Origin of the sequence: Flavihumibacter solisilvae (assembly GCF_000814475.1) — a bacterium.
Taxonomy (GTDB): domain Bacteria; phylum Bacteroidota; class Bacteroidia; order Chitinophagales; family Chitinophagaceae; genus Flavihumibacter; species Flavihumibacter solisilvae.
This window is the reverse complement of sequence record NZ_JSVC01000001.1, coordinates 290289-315031: the sequence shown is the minus strand read 5'-3', so window position 1 is coordinate 315031 and position 24743 is coordinate 290289. Positions and strand designations below refer to the sequence as shown.

The 24743-nt window shown below is 47.2% G+C and carries 25 protein-coding genes; 12 read left to right on the top strand and 13 right to left on the bottom strand.

The window, feature by feature from the left end; all coding sequences use genetic code 11:
* Position 1: 1 nt before the first annotated feature.
* On the bottom strand, positions 2–412 hold the full coding sequence (locus OI18_RS01325; RefSeq protein WP_039136338.1) for an OsmC family protein: 411 nt from the start codon (positions 410–412) through the stop codon (positions 2–4).
* A gap of 64 nt (positions 413–476) precedes the next feature.
* A complete protein-coding gene (locus tag OI18_RS01320) occupies positions 477–1598 on the bottom strand; it encodes a saccharopine dehydrogenase family protein (protein ID WP_039136336.1) in 1122 nt (373 codons plus the stop codon).
* A gap of 45 nt (positions 1599–1643) precedes the next feature.
* Between OI18_RS01320 and pnuC the strand changes: the two genes are divergently transcribed.
* The 3 genes from pnuC to OI18_RS01305 are packed head-to-tail and all read left to right on the top strand — an operon-like array spanning position 1644 to position 4538.
* Positions 1644–2279: a nicotinamide riboside transporter PnuC gene (gene pnuC, locus OI18_RS01315; RefSeq protein ID WP_039136334.1), complete on the top strand. Its 636-nt coding sequence runs from the start codon at positions 1644–1646 to the stop codon at positions 2277–2279.
* Positions 2280–2299: 20 nt separating this feature from the next.
* On the top strand, positions 2300–2833 hold the full coding sequence (locus OI18_RS01310; protein WP_039136332.1) for an AAA family ATPase: 534 nt from the start codon (positions 2300–2302) through the stop codon (positions 2831–2833).
* Between the two features lie 13 nt (positions 2834–2846).
* Positions 2847–4538, top strand: a complete 1692-nt coding sequence (locus tag OI18_RS01305; RefSeq protein ID WP_039136329.1) for an ArnT family glycosyltransferase — start codon at positions 2847–2849, stop codon at positions 4536–4538.
* 1 nt (position 4539) lies between these two features.
* Here OI18_RS01305 and mtgA read toward each other — a convergent pair whose 3' ends face one another.
* The 3 genes from mtgA to OI18_RS01290 all read right to left on the bottom strand — a co-directional run bounded on the left by mtgA (position 4540) and on the right by OI18_RS01290 (position 6544).
* Entirely contained in the window at positions 4540–5220 is a 681-nt protein-coding gene (mtgA, locus tag OI18_RS01300; RefSeq protein WP_240312695.1) for a monofunctional biosynthetic peptidoglycan transglycosylase, read from the bottom strand.
* A gap of 71 nt (positions 5221–5291) precedes the next feature.
* Positions 5292–5858 (bottom strand): hypothetical protein, encoded by a 567-nt coding sequence (locus tag OI18_RS01295; protein WP_039136327.1) that lies wholly within the window; start codon positions 5856–5858, stop codon positions 5292–5294.
* A 41-nt stretch (positions 5859–5899) separates the two neighbouring features.
* The gene (locus OI18_RS01290) at positions 5900–6544 is read right to left on the bottom strand and encodes a LysE family translocator (protein WP_039136326.1); all 645 of its coding nucleotides are present in this window, start codon (positions 6542–6544) and stop codon (positions 5900–5902) included.
* A 104-nt stretch (positions 6545–6648) separates the two neighbouring features.
* Here OI18_RS01290 and corA point away from each other — a divergent pair, with 104 nt between their 5' ends.
* The gene (gene corA, locus OI18_RS01285) at positions 6649–7779 is read left to right on the top strand and encodes a magnesium/cobalt transporter CorA (protein ID WP_052272760.1); all 1131 of its coding nucleotides are present in this window, start codon (positions 6649–6651) and stop codon (positions 7777–7779) included.
* Between the two features lie 8 nt (positions 7780–7787).
* On the opposite strand, the gene OI18_RS01280 is transcribed toward corA, so the two are convergent.
* The 3 genes from OI18_RS01280 to OI18_RS01270 all read right to left on the bottom strand — a co-directional run bounded on the left by OI18_RS01280 (position 7788) and on the right by OI18_RS01270 (position 11060).
* Positions 7788–8228, bottom strand: coding sequence for a GNAT family N-acetyltransferase (locus tag OI18_RS01280; protein WP_052272759.1), 441 nt, complete (start codon positions 8226–8228; stop codon positions 7788–7790).
* A 39-nt stretch (positions 8229–8267) separates the two neighbouring features.
* Positions 8268–9800: a GH3 family acyl-acid amido synthetase gene (locus OI18_RS01275; protein WP_039136321.1), complete on the bottom strand. Its 1533-nt coding sequence runs from the start codon at positions 9798–9800 to the stop codon at positions 8268–8270.
* 66 nt (positions 9801–9866) lie between these two features.
* The gene (locus OI18_RS01270) at positions 9867–11060 is read right to left on the bottom strand and encodes a glycosyltransferase family 2 protein (RefSeq protein WP_052272758.1); all 1194 of its coding nucleotides are present in this window, start codon (positions 11058–11060) and stop codon (positions 9867–9869) included.
* Between the two features lie 53 nt (positions 11061–11113).
* Here OI18_RS01270 and OI18_RS01265 point away from each other — a divergent pair, with 53 nt between their 5' ends.
* Genes OI18_RS01265 through OI18_RS01255 form a run of 3 tightly spaced genes read left to right on the top strand, consistent with a single transcriptional unit; the run spans position 11114 to position 14497 of the window.
* The gene (locus OI18_RS01265) at positions 11114–11893 is read left to right on the top strand and encodes an inositol monophosphatase family protein (protein ID WP_039136320.1); all 780 of its coding nucleotides are present in this window, start codon (positions 11114–11116) and stop codon (positions 11891–11893) included.
* A 20-nt stretch (positions 11894–11913) separates the two neighbouring features.
* A complete protein-coding gene (gene thiL, locus OI18_RS01260) occupies positions 11914–12948 on the top strand; it encodes a thiamine-phosphate kinase (protein ID WP_039136319.1) in 1035 nt (344 codons plus the stop codon).
* A 16-nt stretch (positions 12949–12964) separates the two neighbouring features.
* Positions 12965–14497 (top strand): S41 family peptidase, encoded by a 1533-nt coding sequence (locus tag OI18_RS01255; RefSeq protein ID WP_052272757.1) that lies wholly within the window; start codon positions 12965–12967, stop codon positions 14495–14497.
* A gap of 9 nt (positions 14498–14506) precedes the next feature.
* Here OI18_RS01255 and nagA read toward each other — a convergent pair whose 3' ends face one another.
* The 3 genes from nagA to OI18_RS01240 are packed head-to-tail and all read right to left on the bottom strand — an operon-like array spanning position 14507 to position 16935.
* On the bottom strand, positions 14507–15649 hold the full coding sequence (gene nagA / locus OI18_RS01250; RefSeq protein WP_052272756.1) for an N-acetylglucosamine-6-phosphate deacetylase: 1143 nt from the start codon (positions 15647–15649) through the stop codon (positions 14507–14509).
* Positions 15642–16457, bottom strand: a complete 816-nt coding sequence (locus tag OI18_RS01245; protein ID WP_039136317.1) for a nitrilase family protein — start codon at positions 16455–16457, stop codon at positions 15642–15644. The genes nagA and OI18_RS01245 overlap by 8 nt, the downstream gene beginning before the upstream one ends.
* Positions 16366–16935, bottom strand: a complete 570-nt coding sequence (locus OI18_RS01240) for a regulatory protein RecX (RefSeq protein WP_072038923.1) — start codon at positions 16933–16935, stop codon at positions 16366–16368. Before OI18_RS01240 ends, OI18_RS01245 begins: the two co-directional genes overlap by 92 nt.
* Before the next feature lie 75 nt (positions 16936–17010).
* Between OI18_RS01240 and dnaN the strand changes: the two genes are divergently transcribed.
* The 4 genes from dnaN to kdsB all read left to right on the top strand — a co-directional run bounded on the left by dnaN (position 17011) and on the right by kdsB (position 20174).
* Positions 17011–18126 carry a DNA polymerase III subunit beta gene (gene dnaN, locus OI18_RS01235; RefSeq protein ID WP_039136315.1) on the top strand — a complete coding sequence of 372 codons (1116 nt, stop codon included), beginning with the start codon at positions 17011–17013 and terminating at the stop codon, positions 18124–18126.
* Positions 18119–18544, top strand: coding sequence for a putative signal transducing protein (locus OI18_RS23535; protein WP_052272755.1), 426 nt, complete (start codon positions 18119–18121; stop codon positions 18542–18544). Before dnaN ends, OI18_RS23535 begins: the two co-directional genes overlap by 8 nt.
* A 75-nt stretch (positions 18545–18619) precedes the next feature.
* Entirely contained in the window at positions 18620–19438 is an 819-nt protein-coding gene (locus tag OI18_RS01225) for a sterol desaturase family protein (RefSeq protein WP_039136313.1), read from the top strand.
* 4 nt (positions 19439–19442) lie between these two features.
* The gene (kdsB, locus tag OI18_RS01220) at positions 19443–20174 is read left to right on the top strand and encodes a 3-deoxy-manno-octulosonate cytidylyltransferase (protein WP_039136311.1); all 732 of its coding nucleotides are present in this window, start codon (positions 19443–19445) and stop codon (positions 20172–20174) included.
* A 45-nt stretch (positions 20175–20219) separates the two neighbouring features.
* Here the strand turns inward: kdsB and OI18_RS01215 are convergent, their stop codons facing one another.
* Together OI18_RS01215 and OI18_RS01210 are read right to left on the bottom strand one after the other, a co-directional pair.
* Entirely contained in the window at positions 20220–20726 is a 507-nt protein-coding gene (locus OI18_RS01215) for a DUF2480 family protein (RefSeq protein WP_039136309.1), read from the bottom strand.
* 104 nt (positions 20727–20830) lie between these two features.
* Positions 20831–22960, bottom strand: coding sequence for a peptidylprolyl isomerase (locus OI18_RS01210; RefSeq protein ID WP_039136307.1), 2130 nt, complete (start codon positions 22958–22960; stop codon positions 20831–20833).
* A 673-nt stretch (positions 22961–23633) separates the two neighbouring features.
* Between OI18_RS01210 and nadA the strand changes: the two genes are divergently transcribed.
* Positions 23634–24650, top strand: coding sequence for a quinolinate synthase NadA (nadA, locus tag OI18_RS01205; RefSeq protein ID WP_082037804.1), 1017 nt, complete (start codon positions 23634–23636; stop codon positions 24648–24650).
* The last annotated feature ends 93 nt before the right edge of the window (positions 24651–24743 follow it).

Below are 24743 nucleotides of genomic sequence, written 5' to 3'. Positions count from 1 at the left end.
ATTACAGGAGGGTCGCTTCTGAACTGATAGCGGTGTTGAGAAGCTTTGAAATAGGACAGTTGGCTTCTGCATCCTTTACACTTGCTTCGAACTGCTCTTTGCTGATGCCGGGAATTTTACCCTTAACGGTCAGGTGAGATTTGGTGATGGCACCGTTTTCAAAAGTGATGTCACACTTTGTTTCCAGTGAATCAGCAGTAAAGCCTGCAGCACCCAGGACGAAACTAAGCTTCATGGTAAAACAACCCGCATGCGCGGCGGCTACCAGTTCTTCGGGATTCGTGCCGATTCCGCTTTCAAACCGGGAATTGAAGGAATACTGGGTTTCTTTCAATACTCCGCTTTGAGTAGTCAAATGACCATTGCCTTCTTTACCTGAGCCGTTCCAAACGGCAGTTGCATTACGATTCATTTCTGTTGTTTTATTGTTTTTGATAAGAGGTCAGGGCGCGGGCCGTTAAAGATAATTCATCCGGTCAGGACTTAAGCCAGTGCACCCCTCTTTCTGCGAGGTATTTAATAATAAAATCAAAACAGCTTTTGTCCCTGCCCACGAGTTCGGGAGGGAATACGCCCTCGCTGCGAAACAATCCCTGGGCTAACATTTCGACCGTGCCAGTACAGGTGTATCCTGTTGTCCGCGACATGGACGAGATCCTTGAAACCGGGTCATAACGGTCAAGCATATTATATTCCACTTTTTGTGGCTGCCCGTCTTTTTTCCCTTCCACGATCACCCGCATTACGGTCAGCTCTTCTTCTTCAGCGCCCAGCTTCCATTCTTTGAAGAGAACCTTTGATGAAAAATCAATTGGCCTGATGTCGGTGCCATTGATCTCTATAGGCTTTTCATCAAAAAACCCGCTCATCTGGAGTGCGAGGATCAGGTCTGCGTGGCCAGGGTAGCGTAAAGTCTGCTCTTTCAGGTCGGGAATATGAGCCATGGTAAACAGGAGGCTTCTCAAGCCATCCGTATTGAAAGCCTCCAGTGTTCCGATTCCGTCGAAGTGCATGTAGTGCCTTTCAGACAGCGCTGGTTTCACAACAATATGACCATTCTCCTTCAGTCGCGCGGGCCGGGTATACTCTTCAATCACATCAACGGGAGAAAAAGGAGCTTTGTATTCGAATGGCATTTTACGTGTTTTTGGTAGTCCGCCCACATAACACTCAAACTTCTCCACTTCCATTTCTTCATTATACCTGCCAAGAATATAGTTGCTCATGCCGGGAGCCACGCCACAATCGGTGATAACAGTAACATTACGTTCAGCGGCAAGGTCATTAAGTTGCAGGGCGTCTTCAGGAAAAAATGAAATGTCAACGCAATTCTTACCTGCATTAATAACGGCCTCAAGCGTTTTGTAACCCATATACCCCGGCACCGCCGTAATAACAAGTTCAAATGGTTCAAGCATTCGTGCGTACGCAGAATAGTCTGCCAGGTCAGCCGTGATCCTGGTGATGTTGCTTTTGCGTTCTGCAAGCAGGTTAAGGCTCGACTCGTACTTATCAAAGGCAGTAACTTCATGGCGGGAAGAAAGGTCCAGCGCCATGGCGCGCCCAACCATTCCGGAACCCAATACAGCTATTTTCATGCAAACAATTTCCAGCAATCTAAAAATTCTGTTGCATTTTTAAGCATGGTCCAGGTAATATGGCAGCAGTTTATTGATGGAATACGACAGACTACGTGGCTTGAATTTATCGGGGTGATCTGCGGCATAGCGAGCGTCTGGTTCAGCAGGAAGGAAAATATTCTTGTTTACCCTGTTGGACTCGTCAACACAATTATCTACATCTACCTGAGTATTAAGGCACACCTGTTCGGTGAAGCCAGCGTGAACCTGTACTATACCATAATGAGCATTTACGGATGGGTCTTGTGGGCCAAACGCGACCAGGAGCACCATCATGTTCTTCATATCACTTTTTCCAACCGGAATGACTGGATCTATCAACTACTTTTCTTTGCCTTCTTCTACCTGGTTCTTTTTTCCGGGCTCACATGGCTTAAGGAAGCTACAAAATATGCCCCCGAAGCAATACCCTGGGCCGATGCCCTTGCAAGTTCAAGCGCATACACAGGCATGTGGCTTATGGCCAGGAAAAAAGTGGAAAGCTGGCATTGGTGGATCATTACCAATATAGCATCCATTCCACTCTATTTCGTGAAGGGATATGTATTCACAAGTTTCCAGTTCATTGTGTTGCTGGTTCTTGCTATAGCAGGGCTATTCTCATGGATAAAAAAAGCGCGTGTACATGATACTCATTAGCGGTATCTTTCCGGTCCGTTATGTTGAAAAAGATTGTTGTAATCGGGCCGGAGTCTACCGGTAAAAGTACATTGTGTTCGTATCTCGCAGAGCACTATGATACTACCTGGTGCCCTGAGTATGCCCGTGAATACCTTCTTGCCCGGGGTACTGCCTACAGCTATGACGACCTGCTCGAAATTGCGAAAGGACAGGCTGCCCTCGAAGACAAATATGTCCGTGAGGCTACAGAGGCTGGCGCATCTATGATCTTTATTGATACGGACATGTATGTGATGAAGGTATGGTGCGAATATGTTTTTGGAAAGTGTCACCAATTCATTCTTGACCGGATCGTTCAGCAGCAATATGACCTGTATTTTTTATGCGACACTGACATTCCATGGACAAAAGACTCCCTGAGGGAATATCCCGATCTTAAAACAAGGCAGATCCTCTTTCAAATGTATAAAGACCTCCTTGTTAACCAGGAAGTGCCCTGGACTTTAGTCAGCGGAACGATCGATGAACGCATGGTGCATTGCATAACAACTATTGAGGACACAATACAATAAAAGAACCCTTCCTATGTCATTCCTGATGCGATCAATCCGCCAACATCCTAAAACCTGGTTCTACAGCTGCTGGCTGCTCATCAATCTTATACAGTCGGCCGGTACACAGTTGCTGGATGATGAGGCATATTACTGGGTGTACTCCCGGTTTCCTGATTGGGGATATTTCGATCACCCACCCATGATTGCGGTGTTGATCAAAGCAGGTTTTGCAATTTTCAAAAACGAGCTTGGTGTACGGTTATTCATGGCAGTTATGAACGCTGCAACCTTGTGGCTGGTCCAACATATGCTACTGGCAAAGAACGACAGGTTGTTTTATGCAATCGCGCTTTCAATGGGTGTGCTGCAGATCGGCGGTATACTTGCAGTTCCTGATATTCCGCTTACCTTTTTTACGGCACTTTTCTTCTTTCAATACCGTCGTTTCCTTGATAAATCCGACCTGGGGCAATCGCTGTTGCTGGGTGTGGTAATGGCCTTAATGCTTTACAGTAAATACCACGGGATCCTGATCATTCTGCTTACCCTGTTCAGCAATCCAAAACTCGCGTTACGGTGGCAGGCATGGCTCGCGGCTATGACCGGCATTATTTTGTTCGCCCCTCACCTTTGGTGGCAATACACACATGATTTCCCTTCGGTACAATATCACCTTCGTGAGCGTAATGCACCTGCTTACAGGTTTTCATTTACGCTTGAATACATTCTCGGCCAGATCCTGCTCGCCGGGCCGCTGATTGGCTGGATGCTTCTGTATGCCGCCGGCCGTTTCCGTACCAGTGACGTTTTTGCCCGTGCACTAAAATATAGTATGACCGGATTTTACCTGTTCTTCCTGGTCAGCACACTTAAAGGACGAGTGGAAGCAAACTGGACAGTGCCCGCATTAGTGCCACTGATGATTCTGGCCCATGCCTGGCTGTCGCAGTCATTTACGCATGCGCGATGGGTTTACCGGCTTATGCCGCCTGCACTGATTGCAGTTGTCCTGCTCCGGGGATATATGATTACTGATATTCCACAACTGACCGGGCGTTTCAAAGACGAAATGCACAACAACAAAGTATGGGCCGCATCTATAAAGAAAGCATCCGGCGGACTCCCGGTTGTTTTCTTCAACAGCTACCAGCGGCCTTCCAAATATTGGTTCTACACTGGTGATACAAGCTTCGCGCTGAATACCACCACTTACCGGCGCAGTAATTATAATTTCTGGCCAATGGAATCTGAGATGCAGGGAAGGAGGGTTTTCGTTGTCGATGACCAGATGGGAAATTATTCCAGTTCCACCCTTATTGAAACACGTAAAAGACCTACATACGGAAAAGTATTCGACAATTACAGGAGCTATTCCGGCGTACAGATTAAACCCAATCCTGACAAACTTGAGATCAGGCAGGGCCGCCTGGCTGTTTTTTCCGCAGATATACATCCTGCCCCGTTTGCCTCTCATTTTGGTTTCAATGCAGCACCAGAAAATCAAACACTGGAAATAACCCTGGATATATTCAAGGGAAAGAGCCTTGAGAAACGGATTCCGGTAATTGCCACCCTGAGCAGTGGAAACAGCCTGGTTTTTTCAGCAAAGGATACCATCCAGCTGCCACCAGGGGAATATCGCGCAAAGCTGGGCATCTCCACAAGCCTGCCTGGCATTTTCAGCCAGAACACTGCAGCTCTTCCCCTGCAGATCAGTAAATAGCTTATTGAATGATAACTGCGATATCCGGGTCTGAAGAAAGGTTGTTCATTTGTCGCTGGATGGCGAAACTCCTGCTGCTCACATAACGGCCGGCCGGACTTGCAAGAAACTTTTTCGGGTTTGGCAGGCAGGCAGCAATGCGGGCGGCTTCTGCTTTTGTAAGCCTCGATGCCGGCTTTTTAAAATAGTGCTGTGATGCAGCTTCAATCCCAAATACGCCCGGGCCCATTTCAATTACGTTCAGGTACACTTCCAGGATCCTTTCTTTTCCCCAAACCAGTTCGATCATGAACGTGAAATAGGTTTCCAGCGCTTTCCGAATCCAGCTTCTCCCCTGCCACAGGAAGACATTTTTTGCGGTCTGCTGGCTGATGGTGCTGGCTCCCCTGATACGGTTTGGCTTGCGTTGGTTATAATCCATTGCCTTCTCAATGCTTTTCCAGTCGAACCCGCTATGATCGGCAAACATCTGGTCTTCGGATGCAATAACCGCCAGGCGCGCATTTTTCGACATTTCCCCGCGGGAAACATAGTCGCGTTTGAGACCGTAACTGAAAGCGTTGCCGATCTGCGTCAGTGTGATCGGCGGGTTGACCCATCGCAACACAATGATATAGACCAGCTGACCGATAAATAAAATCAGCAACAGTCTTTTAAGGAATCGCCAGAGTCGGGGTATCAAACCTTTTGTTTTCACGAAGGATCCTGCTTATTTAGGTGGCGCAAGTTATAAAAATTGAGGGAGTCATTTTTTTAACGCTCAGTCATGCGCATATATTCTATCTTATAAAGTTTTCCTTTCTTCTTTTTGCTGTGATAAATGCGGTTGAGAATGAAACCGCCTGCTGCAACCCCTAGCGCGATGCCCAACGACCGGAGATTGTCCGGATCGTCTATCGGTTCATCAAGATAGGCACCGTTGATCAGGTTCACCAGCGCATAACCGCCACCCGCGATCATGAATATCGATCCGTTCTTAACAAATCTCCAGTGATCTTTTTTATTTGGAATTATAGTAAAGATCTCTTTGTAATGCATTCCATAATCCAGGTAGCCGGCGGAGTCAACCCTTGTTGTACCGAATTGGGTCATATACGTGCGTACCTGCCATTGCCGTACAAAAACTGAATCGTTCCTGATGGATTCAATAATTCCATCAAACAACTGGCCATTCGTTCGCTGAAAACTAATGCGGCTACCTTTAAAGTAGGAGCCGACATGCCGGTTGTTCGGCTTCTTGAGGATAATATAGTCTTCCATCTGCGCCGACGAGGCTAATGCCAGGAGGAGTGAAACAGCAACAAGGATGGTTTTTGACATAATGAATATTGTTACCCGTCGGGTGGCACCCTACGGATGAATTAATAATCAAATTTAATAGGATAAAATACGACTGTCCATAGCAGTGCCAATCCAAAGCCAACGAGAATCACACCGGAAATTTTATTGATAACGGCAAGATTATGTAACGTTAGTTTTTTCCGGAGCTTCCCCGCCATCAGCACCTTTGCCAGGTCTGCAACAATGTTTACGCCAATGCAGGTTGAAAAAATAATAAGCCGCTGGTTCCAGGTATGTGTTACCGCGAAGGCAGTTGCATTGATGAGCCAGAACAGTATTACACTCGGATTTAATGTGTTGATCAGGAACCCGGATGAAAATATTTTCGCCACATCGCGTTTCCGGAATCTCTGCACTTCTCCGCCCGCATCATTTGCGATTGTTACTTTTTTCAGGAAAACATAGAACAGTCCCATTCCGATAAGGAACACGCTGCCGATATACCCAATGGCTTTCCTGTATTCGAGCAATGCCTTAACCCATTCAGAAAAAGCATTGCTGACAACAACGAGCACTATGTCGCTTGCCCACACGCCGGCGACAAAACTGATGCCGCCTTCCCTGCCATTGTTCAGGCTTTGTTTGATGATCGTAAAAATAACGGGGCCCACCGATAAAGCAAGTATGCTTCCGAGTGCCAGTCCTTTCAATAGTGCTTCTGTCATATGACTTGTCCGAGGCCATAAAAATAACGATTACAGGCTCATCGCAAGATCCAATAATTTTCAGTGGCGTATATTTATGACAGGCATTAAACAGCCGCCAGACTATGATCCGTAAAGCGATCAGGAAAACGATTACGAAGCCAACCAGGCGGTACCTCGGATACCTTGGGTTGAACACACTATTCGGGACTGACAGGACGAAACAGATCCTTCATGTTAATCCAACGGTCATACCCCAGCGGGAAGAGGCCAGGGAGGTCAGGGCCTATGTGTATGATTTTAACGATCGCGAAATCGAGGTTAAAGAATATAACGAAGTGGCGCCGCTTCTGCAATACCGGAATTCAGGCCGGGTCAGCTGGATCAACGTGGATGGACTCAGGAAGGCTGATGTTGAAGCGATCTGCAATCACTATGGCGTGCATGCGCTGCTGCTGGAAGATATCCTGAGTATAGACCAGCGGCCGAAAATGGATGAAGTGGAAGGTGTATTGTTCTGCCTACTCAATATGCTTTATTTCAACGACCAGCACGGAACCGTTGAACAGGAGCAGATCAGTATTGTATTGGGAAAGGATTTCGTAATCAGTTTCCAGGAGGATGCATCAAGGGATGTATTCAATCCGCTGCGTGACAAACTACGGATTTCCACCTCAAAGATCCGTCAGCGGTCTGCCGACTATCTCTGTTACAGTATGCTTGACCACATTGTTGATAACTACTTCCTTGTGATGGAAAGACTCGGTGTGCGTATCGAGGAGCTGGAAGAACAGGTGATCCAGAACAGTAACAGCAGGGCACTGGCAAGAATTAGTGCATTGAGAAAAGAGTTGATCGTCCTTAAGCGCAACCTTGCACCGGTCCGCGACCTGGTGAATGGGATCATCCGCAGTGAAAGTGACCTGCTCGATGACCGGACGACCAAGTATTACAAAGACGTGTACGATCATATTATGCAGGCTTATGACCTGTGCGAGAACTATCGCGATATCATGGTGAACATGCAGGACCTCTATATCAATAACGTGAACCTGAAAATGAATGAGGTAATGAAGGTGATGGCGATAGTTACCTGTCTTATGGCACCTGCGACGGTGATCGGTGGTATTTTCGGGATGAATTTTGACAAGATCCCTTACCTGCACAACGACTATGGATTTTACATTGCGGTTGGATTGATGCTGCTGATCCCTATTTATATGTTGTGGGTATTTAACAAACGGGGCTGGTTCTGATCCCGGGATCAAATATCAAACCGGAAGAACAGGTCTGTTTCGCGTACCCAACCATTCTTTATGTATAATGCCTGTGCGGTTGCATTGCTTTCGCCGGTTTGCAGCAGGAGCCATTTGCTTTTCGTATCCCTTGCAACCTGCTTGGCGGCATCCAGCAGCAGCGTGGCAACTCCCCTTGACCTGTATGATTCGCCTACGTACAGATCATTCAGCAACCAGGCCCGGCGCATGGATACTGAAGAAAAGATAGGATAGAGCTGAACGAAACCGATGATCTCCCCTTCACTTAATGCCACCAGTATCTCTGATTCCTTCTGCTCCATTCTTTCGCGGATAAACTGCTCTGCTCCTGACTTGTCGTGAGGTTGATTGTAAAACTGCCTGTACAGGTCAAACAGGTAAGCAACGGAGGCGAGGTCTTCAATAGATGCGTGGCGAACTGAGATCATATGATAAGTGAATAGGTGAATAACTCCAGAGCCGATGGGTTAGCCGGCTTTAATACCGGGATTCAAAAATTGTTCCCAATCCCTGAGCATATTTCCTTTCAGCACACGGGGGAATTTGTGTTGACCACCCACTTTGCCTTTGGACTTCAGGAATTCCATGAATTTGTCTTCAGTCAAAACATCGAGGTACACTTCCTTGAGCGCACTTTTCCTTTCAACGGCGTAATCGTCGTTCAGTTCCTTGAGGTGTTTGTCAATCTTTTCACGAAGCTGCTGCGGATCTACCTGGTCGTCGGTTGCCACATACCAGTGATGGGCAAAAAAGGTTCCGGAAGGAATGCCCGCAACGGTGTATTCAGGAATGGAGACATTCAGCTCTTCTGAAGCTAGCTGCAGTGCCCGGTTCATATTGTCCACACTCAGGTGTTCGCCAACGAGGCTCAGGAAATGTTTGGTGCGGCCGGTGATGATGATCTCACACCTATCCACATCCGAAAACCTGACAGTGTCACCGATCATGTATCTCCATGCACCTGCAGAGGTGCTGATGAGAATCGCATAGTCACGCCCCTCCTCCACTTCATGGATCATGTAAGTTTTGGGGTTGGCGACCATGTTTCCTTCTGCATCAAAGTTTTCATCGTCAAACGGAACAAACTCGAAGAAGATATGATCGTTGATGGAAAGCTTCATTCCCCTTGCGTTCTGGCGGTCCTGGTAAGCAATAAAGCCTTCACTTGCGAGGTAGGTCTCAATATATGTGAGTGGTTTAGCCAACAGTTTTTCAAATCCTTTCTTGTAAGGTTCGAAAGAAACGCCACCATGAACAAAGAAGGAGAGGTTGGGCCAGATGTCGTGGATTGTTTTGAGCTTATACCGCTCGATAATCTTTTCCATACACATCTGGATCCATGCCGGTACGCCGACAACAAAACTGATATCCCAGTTATGCGCCTGCTCAACGATCTCATCCAGTTTGTCGTTCCAGTCGCTCATCTTGGCGATCTTCTTTCCCGGCTTATAAAATGGCGTGAACCAGAAAGGAACTTTTTTTGCCGTTATGCCGCTGAGGTCGCCCGCATAATACCCTTTGCTTTGCTGAAGCTGGGTACTCCCCCCTAACATCAGCCAGCCTTTGCCGAGGTTGCTGAAAGGGATGTCATCATAATGACGCAGGGAAAAAAGTTGCTTGATCATCACAACCCGGTTGCCCGCGAGCAGGTCTTCAGTAACCGGAATATATTTACTGGCTGCTTCTGAGGTACCGGATGAAAGGGCGTAATATTTGATCCGGCCGGGCCAGCACACATCCCTTTTCCCTTCAAGGGTTTTGTGCCACCACATTTTATAGATGGAAGAATAATCGTGTGCGGGAACCAGCTGCTGGAATTTCTTACCCGGATGCCTGCTCAGCAGGATCTCGTCGAACCGGTAATGCTGACCGAATTCAGTAAAACGGGCCTTCTTCAACAGTTTCTTCAGCACTTTCAGCTGTTGCCGCCTTGGGGAGCTGGCTGGTAGCCGAAGAGCTTTCGCAATCGTTTTTGGCAATGTTATTTCGATCAGCGCCATTACTTTACATCAACTTTTGGGTGAATAGCAAAAATACTTATTCGCTTTCCAATATTACGATATTGGTCAGGCCAACCGGGGTTTTTTTAGCAGGATCGCTTCTCCCTTGCTTTTTTTATCTGTGCTGCCTACGATACTGGAGGTTCCGGAAAAATGAAACCAGTTCCGGGTCGAACGACGGATTCCTTTTTGCCAGTCCGAAATAATCTTTTCCAATGGGTAGTTTTTTCCCAGGCAATAAACAATGTCGCTACCACCGGCATTCCCGTCTTCGCCTTCCCCGGAGCTGAAATTACCTGCACCAGTACCCGAAACAGCATCAAGTAGTTCCCTGGCCACAATCGGGTCACCCAATAGAGTAAACTGGTGGTTTACCGCTGGTTTCCGTTTGAGATCTGCGGACGCGGAAAATTTCATCAACCGGCGGAATCCTGACATCGTGCCCCGGAAAATGATTGCCGCATTCAGCATCCACTTCATCATTAGTGCCCTTCCGCCAAAGTGTTTCCCGACAAACAGGCTCATCGCTTCATAAAAATGCCGGGTATGCTCCAGGTCCTTAGGGGTACTCTCCCCTTTGAAATGGATCAGTCCGGGTAACGGCAGATAATAATTATTAAACCCTGCCTTTCTGACCCGGTAACTAAGGTCTATATCCTCTCCGTAAAGAAAAAACCGCTCATCAAAGCCTCCTACCAGTTCATATACTTTCCGGGGAAACAACATGAACGCACCGGAGATAACATCGATCTGCTGCACTTCTTCGGTTGACAGGTGACCCAGGTAATAACGTGAGACCTGCCGGTGCCGCGGAAACAGGCTGATCAGGCCGGATAACTTGTAAAATGAGGTCAGCACATCCGGGAACCCGCGCTTTGACTCGGGAAGGTAGTTGCCGTTGCCATCATACATGCGCATACCCACGGCCCCAGCGTCGGCATGTGATGCGAAAAAATCCAGGCAGGTCTTCACTGAACCGGTGGTCAGCAGGGTGTCCGGGTTCAGGAGGAGAAAGTATTTTCCCGTTGCCACGGCCATTGCCTGGTTATTGGCGATCCCAAAGCCCGGGTTCGTTTCGTTCCATATAAACTTTACCCCTGGGAAGTGCACCGGCAGGTATTCGCGGCTGTCGTCCGAAGAAGCGTTGTCCACAACAATGATTTCGATCTCGTATCCCTGACCCGCACTGATAACAGAACACAGGCATTGCTCGAGAAAATAACACACGTTGTAGTTTACGATTATGACAGACAGGATCATGCCACTAAATTATTGGTAATTTTTATTTCGGCTTTGCTACTTAGCTTTGTTTGATGTTACAGGAAACGCTAATCAATGCCACAAAGGCCGGCGCGGCAGTACTCGCCCAGTTTTTTAATCAGAAAGACCTGAAAATTTCCAACAAGGAAGGAGTAAATAACCTCGTTACAGAAGCGGATCATGCTTCTGAAAAGGCGATCATTGAAACCATCCGTGCCACGTTTGCTGATCATTATATCCTTAGTGAGGAAAGTGGTGAGCTGGTAATGGACTCAACTTATAAATGGATCATTGACCCGATCGACGGTACGGTCAATTTTGCAAATGGCATCCCGATCTGTTGCGTTAGTGTGGCCATCGAGAAAGATGGCAAAATGATTCACGGCGCGGTATATAATCCACTGATCAATGAGTTTTACCTGGCTGAGCGCGGAAACGGTGCGAGCCTTAACGGCAAGCCGATTCACGTGAGCGACAAAAAAGAGGTGGCCAGCAGTTGCCTGGTGACCGGCTTTCCCTATACCTACCTTGATATACCGAATGGTCCCTTGCAATGTTTTGAAAGATTTATCAGGAAAGGCATCCCTGTCCGCAGGCTGGGATCTGCCGCCATTGATCTCTGCTGGGTTGCAGCGGGAAGATTTGATGGGTTCTATGAGCACAAACTGCAGGCATGGGACAGCGCAGCAGGCTTCCTGATGGTTGAAGAAGCGGGTGGCACCGTAACCGATTTCGGTAATAATTATTATTCCCCATACCAGCCGCAGATCCTCGCAACTAACGGAAAAATACATGCGGAAATGCTGCAATGGATCAGCGGAGATAAGTCCTGAGCGGAGAAAAAACCAATTTTATGGAACAAAGAACAGAGATCGCTTCCCTGGGCGAATTCGGACTGATAAATCACCTTACCAAGAATATTGAATTGCAACAGGCTTCGTCCGTGCTTGGTGTTGGCGACGATGCTGCGGTGCTTGACCATTATGGTAAGCAGATCGTACTGACAACGGACATGCTGGTTGAAGGTGTGCATTTCGATCTTATGTATACGCCATTGCGGCACCTCGGCTACAAAAGCGTGGTCGTGAACCTGAGTGATATCTATGCAATGAATGCACAGCCCACACAGATCACCATCAGCATTGCGATCAGCAATAAATTCAGCGTCGAGGCGCTCGATGAATTCTACGAAGGCGTATATGCAGCCTGTGAAAAATATGGTGTGGACCTGGTTGGAGGCGACACCTGTTCATCAAGGACAGGTTTCGTAATCAGTGTTACGGCAATCGGTGAAGTATCTCCTGACCAGTATGTACAGCGTTCAACTGCACAGAAAGGAGACCTGGTATGTGTGAGCGGAGACCTTGGTGGTGCATTCCTGGGGCTTACCCTCCTTGAGCGCGAAAGACAGATCTACCTCGAAAACCCACAGGTGCAGCCTGATCTCGAAGGTGAAAAATATATCGTAGGCCGGTTGCTCAAGCCTGAGGCAAGAAAAGACATTATTTCCTTCTTTGCTGATAGCGAGCTGCGACCAACTTCAATGATGGACATCAGTGATGGCCTGAGCTCAGAGATCCTTCATATTACCAACAACAGCAGGCTGGGCTGCATACTGTACGAAGAGAAAATCCCGGTTCATGATGATGCCCGGCAGGCCGCATTCAAGTTTGGCCTCGATCCTACTGCGTGTGCACTCAGCGGCGGCGAAGATTATGAGCTGTTGTTTACTATTAAGCAGGAAGATTACGATAAGCTGGTCCTTAATGAACAGATCAGCGTGATCGGGTACATGACGGAGCCCGAGGCAGGTGCACACATTTTAACAAAAGGCGGCAATAAATTTAAGATAACCGCCCAGGGATGGAATGCATTTAAAGAACAGTAGCGATTATCTTTAACTGATGTGCAAAAACCGGAACGCCCCTGCTATTATATCCTGGCTGTTTGCACTGGTCATTATATGTACCAGCTGCGGAAGCGCGCGCAATGCGTTCGATGCAGGCCATAAGTTCCCGGTTGAAAAGTTACAACGCGACTATACAGTATTCCGCGAAGTGCTGGAAGAATCCCATCCCAGCATCGACTGGTATATTGACCCGGACAGCATGCGTCATTATTTTGACTGGGGTTACAGCCAGCTCAGGGACTCCATGACTGAACCGCAGTTCAGGTCAGTATTAAGTTATGTGATAGCCAAAGTTCATTGCGGGCATACCAGCACCCGTTATTCTAAAGAATACATCCATTACCTGGACACTGCGGACCTTCCTATGTTCCCGATGTCCATCAAAGTTCTCGATAACGATACCGTTATCCTGAATAATACACTGAAGCGAAGCGACATTACCATCCCGCGGGGCACTGTGCTTACCAGGTTTGAAGGACAGCCATTTATTTCTGTGATTGACAGCATGAGCGGCTACATTCCCGGCGATGGATATAACCGCAGTTACCTTAACCAGACACTCAGCAACAGGGGCGCATTCGGTGCATGGCTCCGGCTTATATCCGGGTTAAAGCCGTCTTACGAATTCAGTTACCTCGACAGCGTCGGAACAGAACAATCTTTCCGCTTCCGTCTTGTTGAACCACCGAAAAGAGATTCATCAAGAAAATCTATCATTCCCGTTATCAGGGAAAAGCTGAAGCGAAGGGAAAGAAGGGAGGAAGAATTATTGTATGCACGATCGATCCAGATAGACACAGCCCTGTCTGCAGGCTACATGACGGTGAATACGTTCAATAACCACAACCGGCTGACTTCCTTTTTCAAATGCAGCTTCCGGGAGTTAAGGAAAGGCAACATTAATAACCTCGTAATTGATATCCGGAGCAACGGAGGTGGAAATGTGAAACATTCCACCCTGCTGACCAGGTTCCTGGCCGACAAACCATTTAAACTTGCCGACTCACTTTATGCTGTTAATAAAAGAAGCAAGTATGGCGAGCATATACAGTATAACTGGTTCACAGGAATCTTCTTCAGTATGATCACTAAAAAGAAGCAGGATGGGAAATATCATTTCGGGTACTTCGAGAGGCATGTGTACAAACCGAAGAAAAAGAATCACTATAACGGTAACGTTTACGTGCTGACCGGTCCGAATTCATTTTCAGCAGCGGCGCTTTTTGCCCGGGCAGTAAAAGGACAACAGAATATTAAACTTGTGGGGGAAGAAACAGGTGGTGCATCGTATGGAAATTCTGCCTGGTTTATTCCGGATGTTACCCTTCCGGAAACGCATATCCGCTTCCGGTTGCCCAAGTTCCGCCTGGTGATAGACAAACACTCTGCTAAGGATGGAAGAGGTGTGCTGCCTGATATTGAAGTGAAACCGACACGCGCTTCAATAATGGCGAACGTAGACCCAAAGGTTGAATTAGTTCGCGAACTGATTATTTCGAACAACGGTCGCCAGGCTCGTAACAAATAGTCCGTGTGGTCAGGCTTCTTCCTTTACTTCATGCAGGCTGATGGGCCGTACGCTGTCATGCACCCCGATCCAGCTCCACTGGGCATTGTAACCGGGGGCTATTTTTCCCAGTTCCTTTTCCAGTCCCAGCACTTTGGCCGGATATAATGATGCCATCCGGAATGCTTCACTCTCCTCAATCCCGACCTTGTCTATGCAAAATCTCACTGCAGAAAGCATAGTGAGTGCTGATCCGGAAAGTGTACCGTCGGGCATGCAATACCGGTCGCCCTTTAATTGGTGGCGATAGTACCCGCTTTCGTTTTCGGTTACTGCATCAGTGATCAGGAACAGGCGGTCTTTCATCACCTGCTTAGCTATCCGGATTGCCGCGATATCAACATGGTATCCGTCTGCAACGATGCTCGACATAACTGCAGGATGATCGAGGATGGCGCCCACTAGCCCCGGTGCACGATGCGACAGTGGTGACATGGCATTGAAGAGATGGGTGCAAACATTTATTCCCCTTGCGAATGCGGCATTAGCCTGCTCATATGTTGCGTTACTGTGTCCTGCTGATAAAATAACTCCCGCAGACTGCAGCAAATAAATTGCTTCATCGGAAAAGAGTTCCGGTGCAATGGTCATCATCCTGACTACACCGCGACCATAGTTAAGGAACTTTTCAATGTTTTTAATTGTTGGTTCCTGCATGTGGTCGGCTGCATGCGCTCCTTTTTTCTGCGGATTAAGGAATGGGCCTTCCAGGTGAAGTCCCGCAACCCCTTTGCCTCCTTCATTCCAATATTGACGCACCGCGTCTATTGCAGCGAAAACAACCTCGTCCCTGTTTGTGGCAACAGTTGGAAGAATGAGCTGGGCGGCGCCGGAAAGGGAATAGTTGACCGTTGCCTGCAGTGCTTCAACTGAAGGGTTTTCCCCAAACAGTTTCCCGTTACCCCCATAAAGCTGAATATCGATCAGTGCCGGAACAAGCAGCCCGCCTTCCAGGTCAATTTCATTGAAAGCGCCGGAACCTTCCGAATCGGACGGAATAGCATCAATTGACCGGACCTTACCATCACTCGTAGTGATATATGCCTGGTTCATCCATTCGTCGCCGGTAAAGATCCGGCCGTTGAAAAAACAGATCTGCTGTTCCTTATTCATTGCTGTCTTCGTTTATTATAGAAAACTCATCGGCATCCCTGAGAAAGGGCAGTTTTTCCCTGCACTCAGTTAAGCGATCCCGTTCAAGCGTTATTGTATTCATCTCCTCGACGTCTGCCCTATGATAGAGAATGTTCCCGTAGGGGTCAATGATCATGCTGTCGCCGCTATGGGGAATACCATTTCCGTCTATACCCACCCGGTTGACCCCTGCAACATAACACTGGTTCTCAATTGCCCTTGCCTGCAGGAGGGATTTCCATGCCAGGCTTCTTTTTTCAGGCCAGTTGGCCACATTGATGATCACATCATACTCCGGGCCTGTGGTTGTACTGCCGTGTTGCTGTTGCCGGCTCCAAACCGGAAATCTCAGGTCATAACAGACCTGCAGGTTTATCTTCCAGCCTTTCACTGAAGCGATCAGCCGCCGGTTTCCCGGTGAATAATGAAGGTGCTCGCCGGCGAAGGCAAAGCGGTGTCGCTTATCATAATAACCATATTGGCCATTTGGTAACATCCAGACCAGCCGGTTGAAATATTTCCCGTTTTCTTCTATGACCAGGCTGCCGGTAAGGATAATCCGCCTGGAGGCAGCGATGCGCTTCATCCAGTTTACCGTGGGCCCGTCCATTGTTTCGGCCAGTTTTCCAGGTTGCATGGTGAACCCGGTTGAAAACATTTCCGGCAGTACCACTACCTCCATCTTGTCCGTGCATTCAAGGATCCTGGTCCCGAGCATCTCGAGGTTCTTTTCCTTTTCTTCCCAGTGGAGAATGGTCTGAACGGTCGTAATATTCAGGTTGCTCATTTTTCGTGTTGATTTTCAATTGCTGCAGCTGCCTTTGAACCAATTCCCATTCATATCCTTTATATAACAGGTAATCCTGGGTTTTTTTTAGCCTGCTGAGGAATACTACTTCGGTTTTGAGGGTTTCCCAGCGGCCGGCGGCAAGTTTTTCAAGGGCTGACTGGTAGTCCTCATCAGCAATTTCCTTCATTGCCTTCCTGATACAATAGTCGCTGACCTGTCTCAGCTTAAGTTCATTCTGGATACGGATGCGTCCCCAGTTCTTCATGCGGAACTTGCCCCCGGCAAAGTGGCGGGCGAAACGTTCCTCATTAAGGTAATCTTCCTCGATAAGCTGTGAAATAACCAGCTCCACGTCATTTTTCCTCAGTCCGTACCCGTACAGTTTTTCCTTCACTTCCTGGTGGCAGCGTTCCTGGTACGAACAATAGTGCCTGATTTTAGGCAGAGCCTGGTCAACTGACAGCGAATTCGCCATTTAACAAAAATAAGGGGTTTGAAATCCAATGCTAAAATTCCTTAGTTTCGTCCCCATTAAATAGCAACCAGTTTTATGAAGTTCATCGTTTCTTCGTCGGCCTTATTGAAACAGCTGCAACAGATCAGTGGAGTGATCAACGCCAATACAGTTTTACCCATCCTGGAAGATTTCCTGTTCGAAATCGACAAGAACAAACTGAATGTGGTGGCCACCGACCTGGAAACCGTGATGCGTGTGCAGATGGACATTGAAGCCAAAGACAGCGGAAGGGTATGTATCCCCGCCAAGATTCTGATCGACTCGTTGAAAAACATCCCGGATCAGCCACTCACTTTTACCATCGACAAGAATTTCGGTATCGAAATAACCAGCGATAATGGTAAGTATAAGGTGATGGGTGAAAACCCCGATAATTTCCCGAAGGAACCCACTGCAGATGACACGACTTCATTTGACCTGACCAGCAGTGCGATGGTGACCGGGATCAACAAAACCCTGTTTGCAGTCAGCAATGATGACCTGCGCCCTGCGATGACCGGGGTATATTTCGAACTTGACAAAAACTTCGTACAGTTCGTAGCTACAGACGCACACAGGCTGGTGAGATATAAAAGAACTGATGTGAAGGCGCCTAAGAATGATGCATTCATTGTTCCCAAGAAGCCGCTCAACATCCTGAAAAACGCCCTTCCTGATAATGATGATACTATCACAGTAAGCTATAACAGCAACCATCTTTTCGTAACACACGGCAATACACAGATGAGCTGCCGCCTGATCGACGCCCGTTTCCCGGATTATAAAGTAGTTATCCCTGCTGACAATCCGTATAAAATGATCGTCACTAAACCTGACTTCCAGGGAGCCCTTCGCCGGGTAAGCGTGTTTTCGAACAAGAGCACAAACCAGGTAGTATTAAATATTACCGGAAGTGAACTGCAGCTTGCGGCACAGGATATTGATTTCAGTTTTGAAGGAACTGAGCGAATGAAATGCCAGTATGATGGTGAAGACCTGCAGATCGCTTTCAACGCCAGGTTTCTTATCGAAATGCTGAACGCTGCGGAAAGCGATGAAGTCCGGATGGAACTATCCACTCCCACAAAAGCTGGTATCCTTAAGCCCATGGAGGGCGACGAAAACGAAGAACTGCTGATGCTGGTTATGCCGCTGATGCTGAATGCCTGATGAACGAGGAGGTTTCATGAAGTTCAACGAGATCCGCTCATACGACAATTATATAGTGGCCAATCTGCAGTTGAGTTTATTGAAAGATCATGGGATCAATTGCTACCTGCAGGATGAAAATACCGTTACGATCGATCCACTGCTCAGTCCCGCTATCGGCGGAATAAAACTGATGGTGTCCGACACCGAAACCGACCAGGCCATTAGCTTTCTTGAAGAAGCCGAAGAACGGTACATCAAGGAATTGGCCTGCCCGACCTGTGGTGCGGTAATGATTGAAAAGGTCACCCATGTTGAGCAGCCTGCCGGGTTCTGGGGAAAGCTCAGGGTACGACTGTTTACAGGCTCCCATGTACGGTTTACGGTTCACTACCGGTGCAAAAATTGTGGTACTCTGTATTCTTCCCTGCCGGCATGATTTACATCAATTTTACGGGACATTGAAACAGCCTTGCTGTTCTATTGTTAACTTAACATACGCTTACCTGGCCGTATGAACAATTTCATGGAATACTGGACAAACATTTCTTCCAGTCACAGGGTTTTGATCCTGATGGGTGGAATGGTGTTTTTCTGGCTGGTGGAAGGATATTATCCCCTTTTCAAATTTTCATTTAATCGCTTTAAACATGCCGGGGTAAACCTGGTTTTCCTTGCCACCACACTTGTCCTCAATCTCATTTTCGGAATCTTCACAATCAAGGTTTGTTCCTATGTTACGGAACACAACTTCGGGCTGCTTAACCTGGTAGAGTGGCCGCTTTGGGTGGAAATAGTCATTGGCCTGTTGTTGATGGATTTTTTTGGCCAGTACCTGCCCCACCGGCTCATGCACAAATACAAGTACCTATGGAAGTTCCATATGGTTCACCATAGTGACACCAAAGTTGATGTCACTACCGGCACAAGGCACCACCCGGGTGAATGGCTGCTTCGTGAGGCCACCGCCATACTTGGAATTTTCCTTGTCGGCGTGCCGGTTGGTTTATATTTTCTATACCGGGGCTGTGCGGCATTGTTCACACATTTCAACCATGCCAATATCAGGGTGCCGCTGTGGATAGACAAGCCCATCAGCTGGATCTTTGTTTCCCCGAATATGCACAAAGCACATCATCATTATAAACGTCCGCTGACCGACACGAACTACAGTAATATCTTTTCGGTGTGGGACCGCCTCTTTGGTACATTTGCATACGCTGATCCGCGCGAACTGCGCTATGGACTGGATGTGCTGGACGATAAAACAGATGAAGACCTGGGTTACCAGTTCAGGATCCCCTTTGATAAATCTATAAAAACAGATTACTGACCTTATGGGAAAAACCATTGCGATGATTCCCGCACGTTATGCTGCAACCCGGTTTCCCGGAAAGCTGATGAAAATGCTGGGAGACAAAACCATCATTCGTCGCGCATATGAAAACACGCTTGCGACGGGGCTCTTCGATGAAGTAAGCGTTATTACAGACAGCGAGATCATTTTTGATGAGATCAGCAAGATCGGTGGAATAGTAAGAAGAAGTGTACGGTCACACGAAAGCGGTAGTGACCGGATCGCGGAAGCTGTAGCGGAGATGGAGGATGTGGATATCATCCTGAATGTGCAGGGCGACATGCCATTTGTGAAAAAGGGTCCATTGTCCCGACTCCTCTCTGTATTTGATGACCCCGGTGTCCAGGTAGCTTCATTGATGCAGGAACTGACGGAAGAAGAAGCGGTAAAAAATCCCAACGTTGTAAAAGTGGTGGTGGACAAGAATATGAACTCGCTGTTGTTCAGCCGGAGTCCCATTCCTTACCCTCGAAGCACTGATATCCCGGTGACCTGGTTCGAGCATGTTGGTGTTTATGCCTATCGCAAGGAAGTGCTGATGAAATTTACAAATTGGCCCATGACTCCACTCGAAGCGGCTGAGAAGATCGAATGCCTGCGTTACCTGGAACATGGAATTCCCTTAAAAATGGTTGTAACTGAGTATATGGGCGTGAATATCGATACGCCTGAGGACATGGAGAAGGCGGAAGAGCTGATAAAAATCCACTAGTTCACCCTCACCCATTGATTTATTCACTTATCGGAATATTAAAGGTCATCTCTTCTTATATACGGGCACTGTGCTGCAGGGCTCCCCGTACATTATGGTTTTTACAACCGGACGCAGTTTTTTGGTGATCTCGAGATAAGCAAAGTCACCGATCGGAGTTTCGCCACAGCCCTTTACAACTACCCTTTTATCTGCAAACTCGGCGGTATCAATTGAGCGGAGGTTAGCAAGGAATAAATGACGGTGGAATTCATCTGCCGTTCCATAGAAAATATCTTTTGCTACAGGTGTGAGTTCTGATGAAACCAACATATATGCCCATACGGGAATAACTGCATCGGCCGAACAGGTCACTGCAACATACTTATCCTTGTATACTGACAAGTCGAGGTTTTTCATCGCTTCGCGGAAATCCTTTTCCTTCAGGATGAGGCCCATGAACAAATGGTCCTTCATATCAAACACAAGGATCTCTTCCCGGGGATAGAAATTTTCCAGGTCAAGGGTGATCAACCCGCTTTCTGCTACTTTATTCACAATCACATCAGCCATAACTGGGATTTTAGTCTATAACAAGTTTGGAATGATAAAGTTACAGCCAAAAATAAAAAAGGCGAACTCCGTGGAGTCCGCCTCAATTTTATTTCGCTTATCGCTTACATCAGCTTTGAACGCTGATCCTTAACTTCTGCTGCCTTGCGAAGTGCTTCAACGGCACGGAAGCCGGACATCTGGCGCATTTGCTGCATTTGCATCGTACGCTGTTGCTCAGCATTCATTCCACCGTCAGATACCGCTGAAACATTATTCGTTTTCAGCACAAATACAGCCCCGTTTCCGGAGATGGGAGCTGATATTTTAGCCTGGTTCTCTTTCCTGAAAGCCGCGCCGATTACTTTAGGTTCCTGGCCAAGATTTGGAATGAAAGGTGAATTAAAACGTACGCTGTCGGCTGTACGCACCTGCTGGCTTGTTGCAGTTGCTACGGCTTCGAGGCTGGCCGGGCTGCCAAGCTTAGATTTTATTACCGCCGCTTTTTTCTTATTACGGATAACAAATTCCACCTGTGGGCGAGCTTTTGCTGCACTCATCACTCCTTCTTTGTTGATCTCTGTCAGGGTAGCTACAATGTATTTGTCTTCCACATTGATGGGCTCAGATACATCACCAACACTTGCATCGTTCATCCAGCGAACAAGCTGCCTGCTCGATCCAAGTCCGGGTAACATGATATCATTTGCCTTAATATCCTGGGCAATAAGTTTTGTGAGTTTCTGCTTGCCGACATTCTCTTCAAACGCCTTTGCGTTACGGCTTTCACCGGCAAACTGGTTTGCGGCTCCTGATGCAGTATTTTCTGTTTCTACGCTTGGCGAGATCGCACGGCTCAGGTAAGCCACTTTATATGCAGGCTCGAAATTCTTCTGGTTCATCACTTCCAGGTAATGATACCCAAAGTCTGTCTTGATCACTTTTTTGTCGCCTGTTGTACCATAGAAAGATGCTTCTGCAAATTCCCTTGCCAGGTTACCAAACTGCTGTGAAGAGAAATCATATTCACCGCCCTTGTCTTTGCTTCCGGGGTCAGAGCTGAACATAGCAGCGAGAACAGCGAAGTTTGCACCACCACGAATCGCACCGGCGATACTGTCTGCCTTTGCTTTCGCAGCGCTGTCAGATAAAGCCGCGACTCCCTGGCCACCTTGTGTGCTGATAAGAATATGACGCACTTTCACACTGTCAGGTAAGTTGCGCTTTCCAATCATTTTTGCGAGAACATAATTTCCGCCATCGAGATATGGTCCGAATACCTGGCCATCTGCGAGTACACGGATGGTATCAGCATTGGGCACCTGTAATTTTGATTTCACCACATATCCGTCAAAGTATGGTACTTCACTATTATTCCTTACCAGGAAAGCAGCAGGATCTGGTGCGCCTGCAAATTCGGCACGGACATTTTCCAGTTGCTGTTCAATGTTATTGCTGTCAGCAGCTGTTGGTGCAGCACTGAAAGCAACATAATTGATGCTGCGGCTCGATTCCTGTTTGAATTCTTCCTGGTGTTCTTTTACATAAGTATCAATGTCACTGTCAGACACTTTTACTTCAGCGAGACTATCGCTCACAGTTGAATAGGGAACAGCAACATAATTGATAGACGCCATCTGGATGTAGTCAGCATTTGTTTTCTCAGCCATCCATTTGGGTATGTAATAAGTATTACCAAGCAGTGAGGCGTATTTTTCACGCAGTCTGCCTTCCATGAGAGCAGGCAGGTACACGTTGCTGAAATTTTCAGCCATCGGGTTATCCTTTTGCTTGCGGAGGTTGGCAATAGCAGACTTGGCTGCATTCACATCATATACACCTTGTTCGTTGGTGAACTGCTGACGAAGATCCTGGGGCGGGTTTGCACCAAATAAGATGTCATCAAGTTCTTTGGGTGTAACGGTGAGGCCCAGCTTCTCATATTCCTCGTTCATTACATTTTCTTCAACGAACTGAGTCCAAACCTGCTCCTGCACGGTCTGGCGCATCATTTCATTCATCGGGTATCCATTCTGCTGGTATTGATCTTCTACCTGCTGAATCCTTTTCTGGTAGTCAACATAATCTACTTTTTTTCCGTTTACGGATCCTACAGTAGAAGTGTTACCTCCAAACAATCCGCGGCCACGGTTGCCAACGAATGCGTCCATTAAAAGGAATCCCAATAAGCTAAGCGCAATTACGCCAAATACCAACCAGGCTGCCTTGTCCCGGATGTTCTGAATGATCGACATGGTCTTTCTTAATTATTATATTATATGGTTCACCCAAAAAAAAGAGTGGCGAAAATAAGCAAATTCACCTTATGAACAAATTGTGGAAAAACCGCTGAAATACGCTGCAAACAAGCATTTCGCGGTTTGGTTATTTTAGCTGGCGGGAAGGGAGCTTATAATACATTAATGTTTTTACAAATATTGCAAATCTGGTGTTCCACGGGTGGTTTTAATGGAAAATTGTTCACCCAGTCCTGTCAATTTCCGCGTCGGGTCTCATTTTCTTCATTAAAAACCTGTTGTGGAACCTGTTTTAACAGGCGATGTTAATTTGTCAGATAATTGGTGGATAACCGGCATTTTTCTTATTCGCGGTCCGGGGACAAGATATGAACAAATGACCCGGGTCATTCCTTCCCCATCCGGGTATCTTGAAAACCGTCGAGTTATTCCACCGCCTTTAACAGTGGAGGCATGAATTTATTTTACAGTAACTTCTTTGATCCACAGTTGTTGATAAGGAGAAGAAATCAACGCCCTTGGCGGAAAGCTTGGTGTTGGATTTTTGTGGATTAGTGTGGATAAGCAACTAATTTTGGTTTCTGCAAACGATATAGGATTTGTTATCCCCAAATCCACAGCCCTAATAGTAATAGGTTTTTTTTTAAAAATAGATATTATAGTATTTATTATGGCAGTTATGAACATTGATACGGCAAAGAATAATGTAGACCGGGTTGGCTTTCTCGATGTGGAGATTGATCCGTCCATGGATCTCTTTCATGAGATCGAAAGACTCAAAAAAGAAAAAAATGCCATAGTGCTTGCGCATTACTACCAGGAGCCGGATATCCAGGATGTAGCGGATTATATCGGGGACAGTCTGGGACTGGCGCAACAGGCCGAAAAAACGACAGCAGACATCATTGTTTTTGCAGGCGTGCACTTTATGGCTGAAACTGCCAAGATCCTTAACCCGGAAAAGAAAGTTTTGCTGCCGGATCTAAAAGCAGGTTGTTCTCTTGCGGATTCCGCACCTGCGGAACTGTTCCGCCGTTTCAGGGAACAGCATCCCGGGCATATCGTGATCAGTTACATCAACTGCTCGGCTGATATCAAAGCGCTGAGCGACATTATTTGCACAAGCAGTAACGCCGAAAAGATAATTGAGAGCGTTCCTGCGGATCAGCCCATAATTTTTGCTCCCGACAGGAATCTCGGAGCATACCTGAATAAGAAGACAGGCCGGAACATGGTCTTATGGAATGGCGCCTGTATGGTGCATGAAATTTTCAGCCTGGAAAAAATTACAAAACTCAAGATTCGACATCCTGAGGCCAAGCTGATTGCGCACCCCGAATGTGAAGACCCCGTATTGCGCGTTGCGGACTTCATAGGGAGCACAACGCAGCTGCTTAAGTATACACAGCAGGACAATGCTAAAGAGTTCATTGTAGCGACGGAAACGGGCATTCTCCACCAAATGCAAAAAGGCAATCCTTTTAAGACGTTTATACCGGCTCCTCCGGATAACAGTTGCGCGTGTAATGATTGTCCGCATATGAAGCTGAATACCCTGGAAAAGCTGTATTTGTGTATGGAATTCGAGACGCCTGAGATCACGATGGATGAAACTCTCCGCACCGCAGCGAAAAGGCCTATTGAAAGGATGCTTGAAATCAGTAAGGCTGCCGGCCTGATCGGCTGATAAATTTTATTAACATATTTTATGGAGCGATTTGATTACCTTCGCGGTTCTTCAAATCGCTCCGTTGTTTTCGAATTGTCTTCGTTCCACACT

Bases quoted from the DNA above. Each gene is read 5' to 3' on its own strand.
- OI18_RS01325 (WP_039136338.1), bottom strand. From the start codon at position 412: ATGAATCGTAATGCAACTGCCGTTTGGAACGGCTCAGGTAAAGAAGGC.
- OI18_RS01320 (WP_039136336.1), bottom strand. From the start codon at position 1,598: ATGAAAATAGCTGTATTGGGTTCCGGAATGGTTGGGCGCGCCATGGCG.
- pnuC (WP_039136334.1), top strand. From the start codon at position 1,644: ATGGTCCAGGTAATATGGCAGCAGTTTATTGATGGAATACGACAGACT.
- OI18_RS01310 (WP_039136332.1), top strand. From the start codon at position 2,300: ATGTTGAAAAAGATTGTTGTAATCGGGCCGGAGTCTACCGGTAAAAGT.
- OI18_RS01305 (WP_039136329.1), top strand. From the start codon at position 2,847: ATGTCATTCCTGATGCGATCAATCCGCCAACATCCTAAAACCTGGTTC.
- OI18_RS01295 (WP_039136327.1), bottom strand. From the start codon at position 5,858: ATGTCAAAAACCATCCTTGTTGCTGTTTCACTCCTCCTGGCATTAGCC.
- OI18_RS01290 (WP_039136326.1), bottom strand. From the start codon at position 6,544: ATGACAGAAGCACTATTGAAAGGACTGGCACTCGGAAGCATACTTGCT.
- corA (WP_052272760.1), top strand. From the start codon at position 6,649: ATGATCCGTAAAGCGATCAGGAAAACGATTACGAAGCCAACCAGGCGG.
- OI18_RS01280 (WP_052272759.1), bottom strand. From the start codon at position 8,228: ATGATCTCAGTTCGCCACGCATCTATTGAAGACCTCGCCTCCGTTGCT.
- OI18_RS01275 (WP_039136321.1), bottom strand. From the start codon at position 9,800: ATGGCGCTGATCGAAATAACATTGCCAAAAACGATTGCGAAAGCTCTT.
- OI18_RS01270 (WP_052272758.1), bottom strand. From the start codon at position 11,060: ATGATCCTGTCTGTCATAATCGTAAACTACAACGTGTGTTATTTTCTC.
- OI18_RS01265 (WP_039136320.1), top strand. From the start codon at position 11,114: ATGTTACAGGAAACGCTAATCAATGCCACAAAGGCCGGCGCGGCAGTA.
- thiL (WP_039136319.1), top strand. From the start codon at position 11,914: ATGGAACAAAGAACAGAGATCGCTTCCCTGGGCGAATTCGGACTGATA.
- OI18_RS01255 (WP_052272757.1), top strand. From the start codon at position 12,965: ATGTGCAAAAACCGGAACGCCCCTGCTATTATATCCTGGCTGTTTGCA.
- nagA (WP_052272756.1), bottom strand. From the start codon at position 15,649: ATGAATAAGGAACAGCAGATCTGTTTTTTCAACGGCCGGATCTTTACC.
- OI18_RS01245 (WP_039136317.1), bottom strand. From the start codon at position 16,457: ATGAGCAACCTGAATATTACGACCGTTCAGACCATTCTCCACTGGGAA.
- OI18_RS01240 (WP_072038923.1), bottom strand. From the start codon at position 16,935: ATGGCGAATTCGCTGTCAGTTGACCAGGCTCTGCCTAAAATCAGGCAC.
- dnaN (WP_039136315.1), top strand. From the start codon at position 17,011: ATGAAGTTCATCGTTTCTTCGTCGGCCTTATTGAAACAGCTGCAACAG.
- OI18_RS23535 (WP_052272755.1), top strand. From the start codon at position 18,119: ATGCCTGATGAACGAGGAGGTTTCATGAAGTTCAACGAGATCCGCTCA.
- OI18_RS01225 (WP_039136313.1), top strand. From the start codon at position 18,620: ATGAACAATTTCATGGAATACTGGACAAACATTTCTTCCAGTCACAGG.
- kdsB (WP_039136311.1), top strand. From the start codon at position 19,443: ATGGGAAAAACCATTGCGATGATTCCCGCACGTTATGCTGCAACCCGG.
- OI18_RS01215 (WP_039136309.1), bottom strand. From the start codon at position 20,726: ATGGCTGATGTGATTGTGAATAAAGTAGCAGAAAGCGGGTTGATCACC.
- OI18_RS01210 (WP_039136307.1), bottom strand. From the start codon at position 22,960: ATGTCGATCATTCAGAACATCCGGGACAAGGCAGCCTGGTTGGTATTT.
- nadA (WP_082037804.1), top strand. From the start codon at position 23,634: ATGGCAGTTATGAACATTGATACGGCAAAGAATAATGTAGACCGGGTT.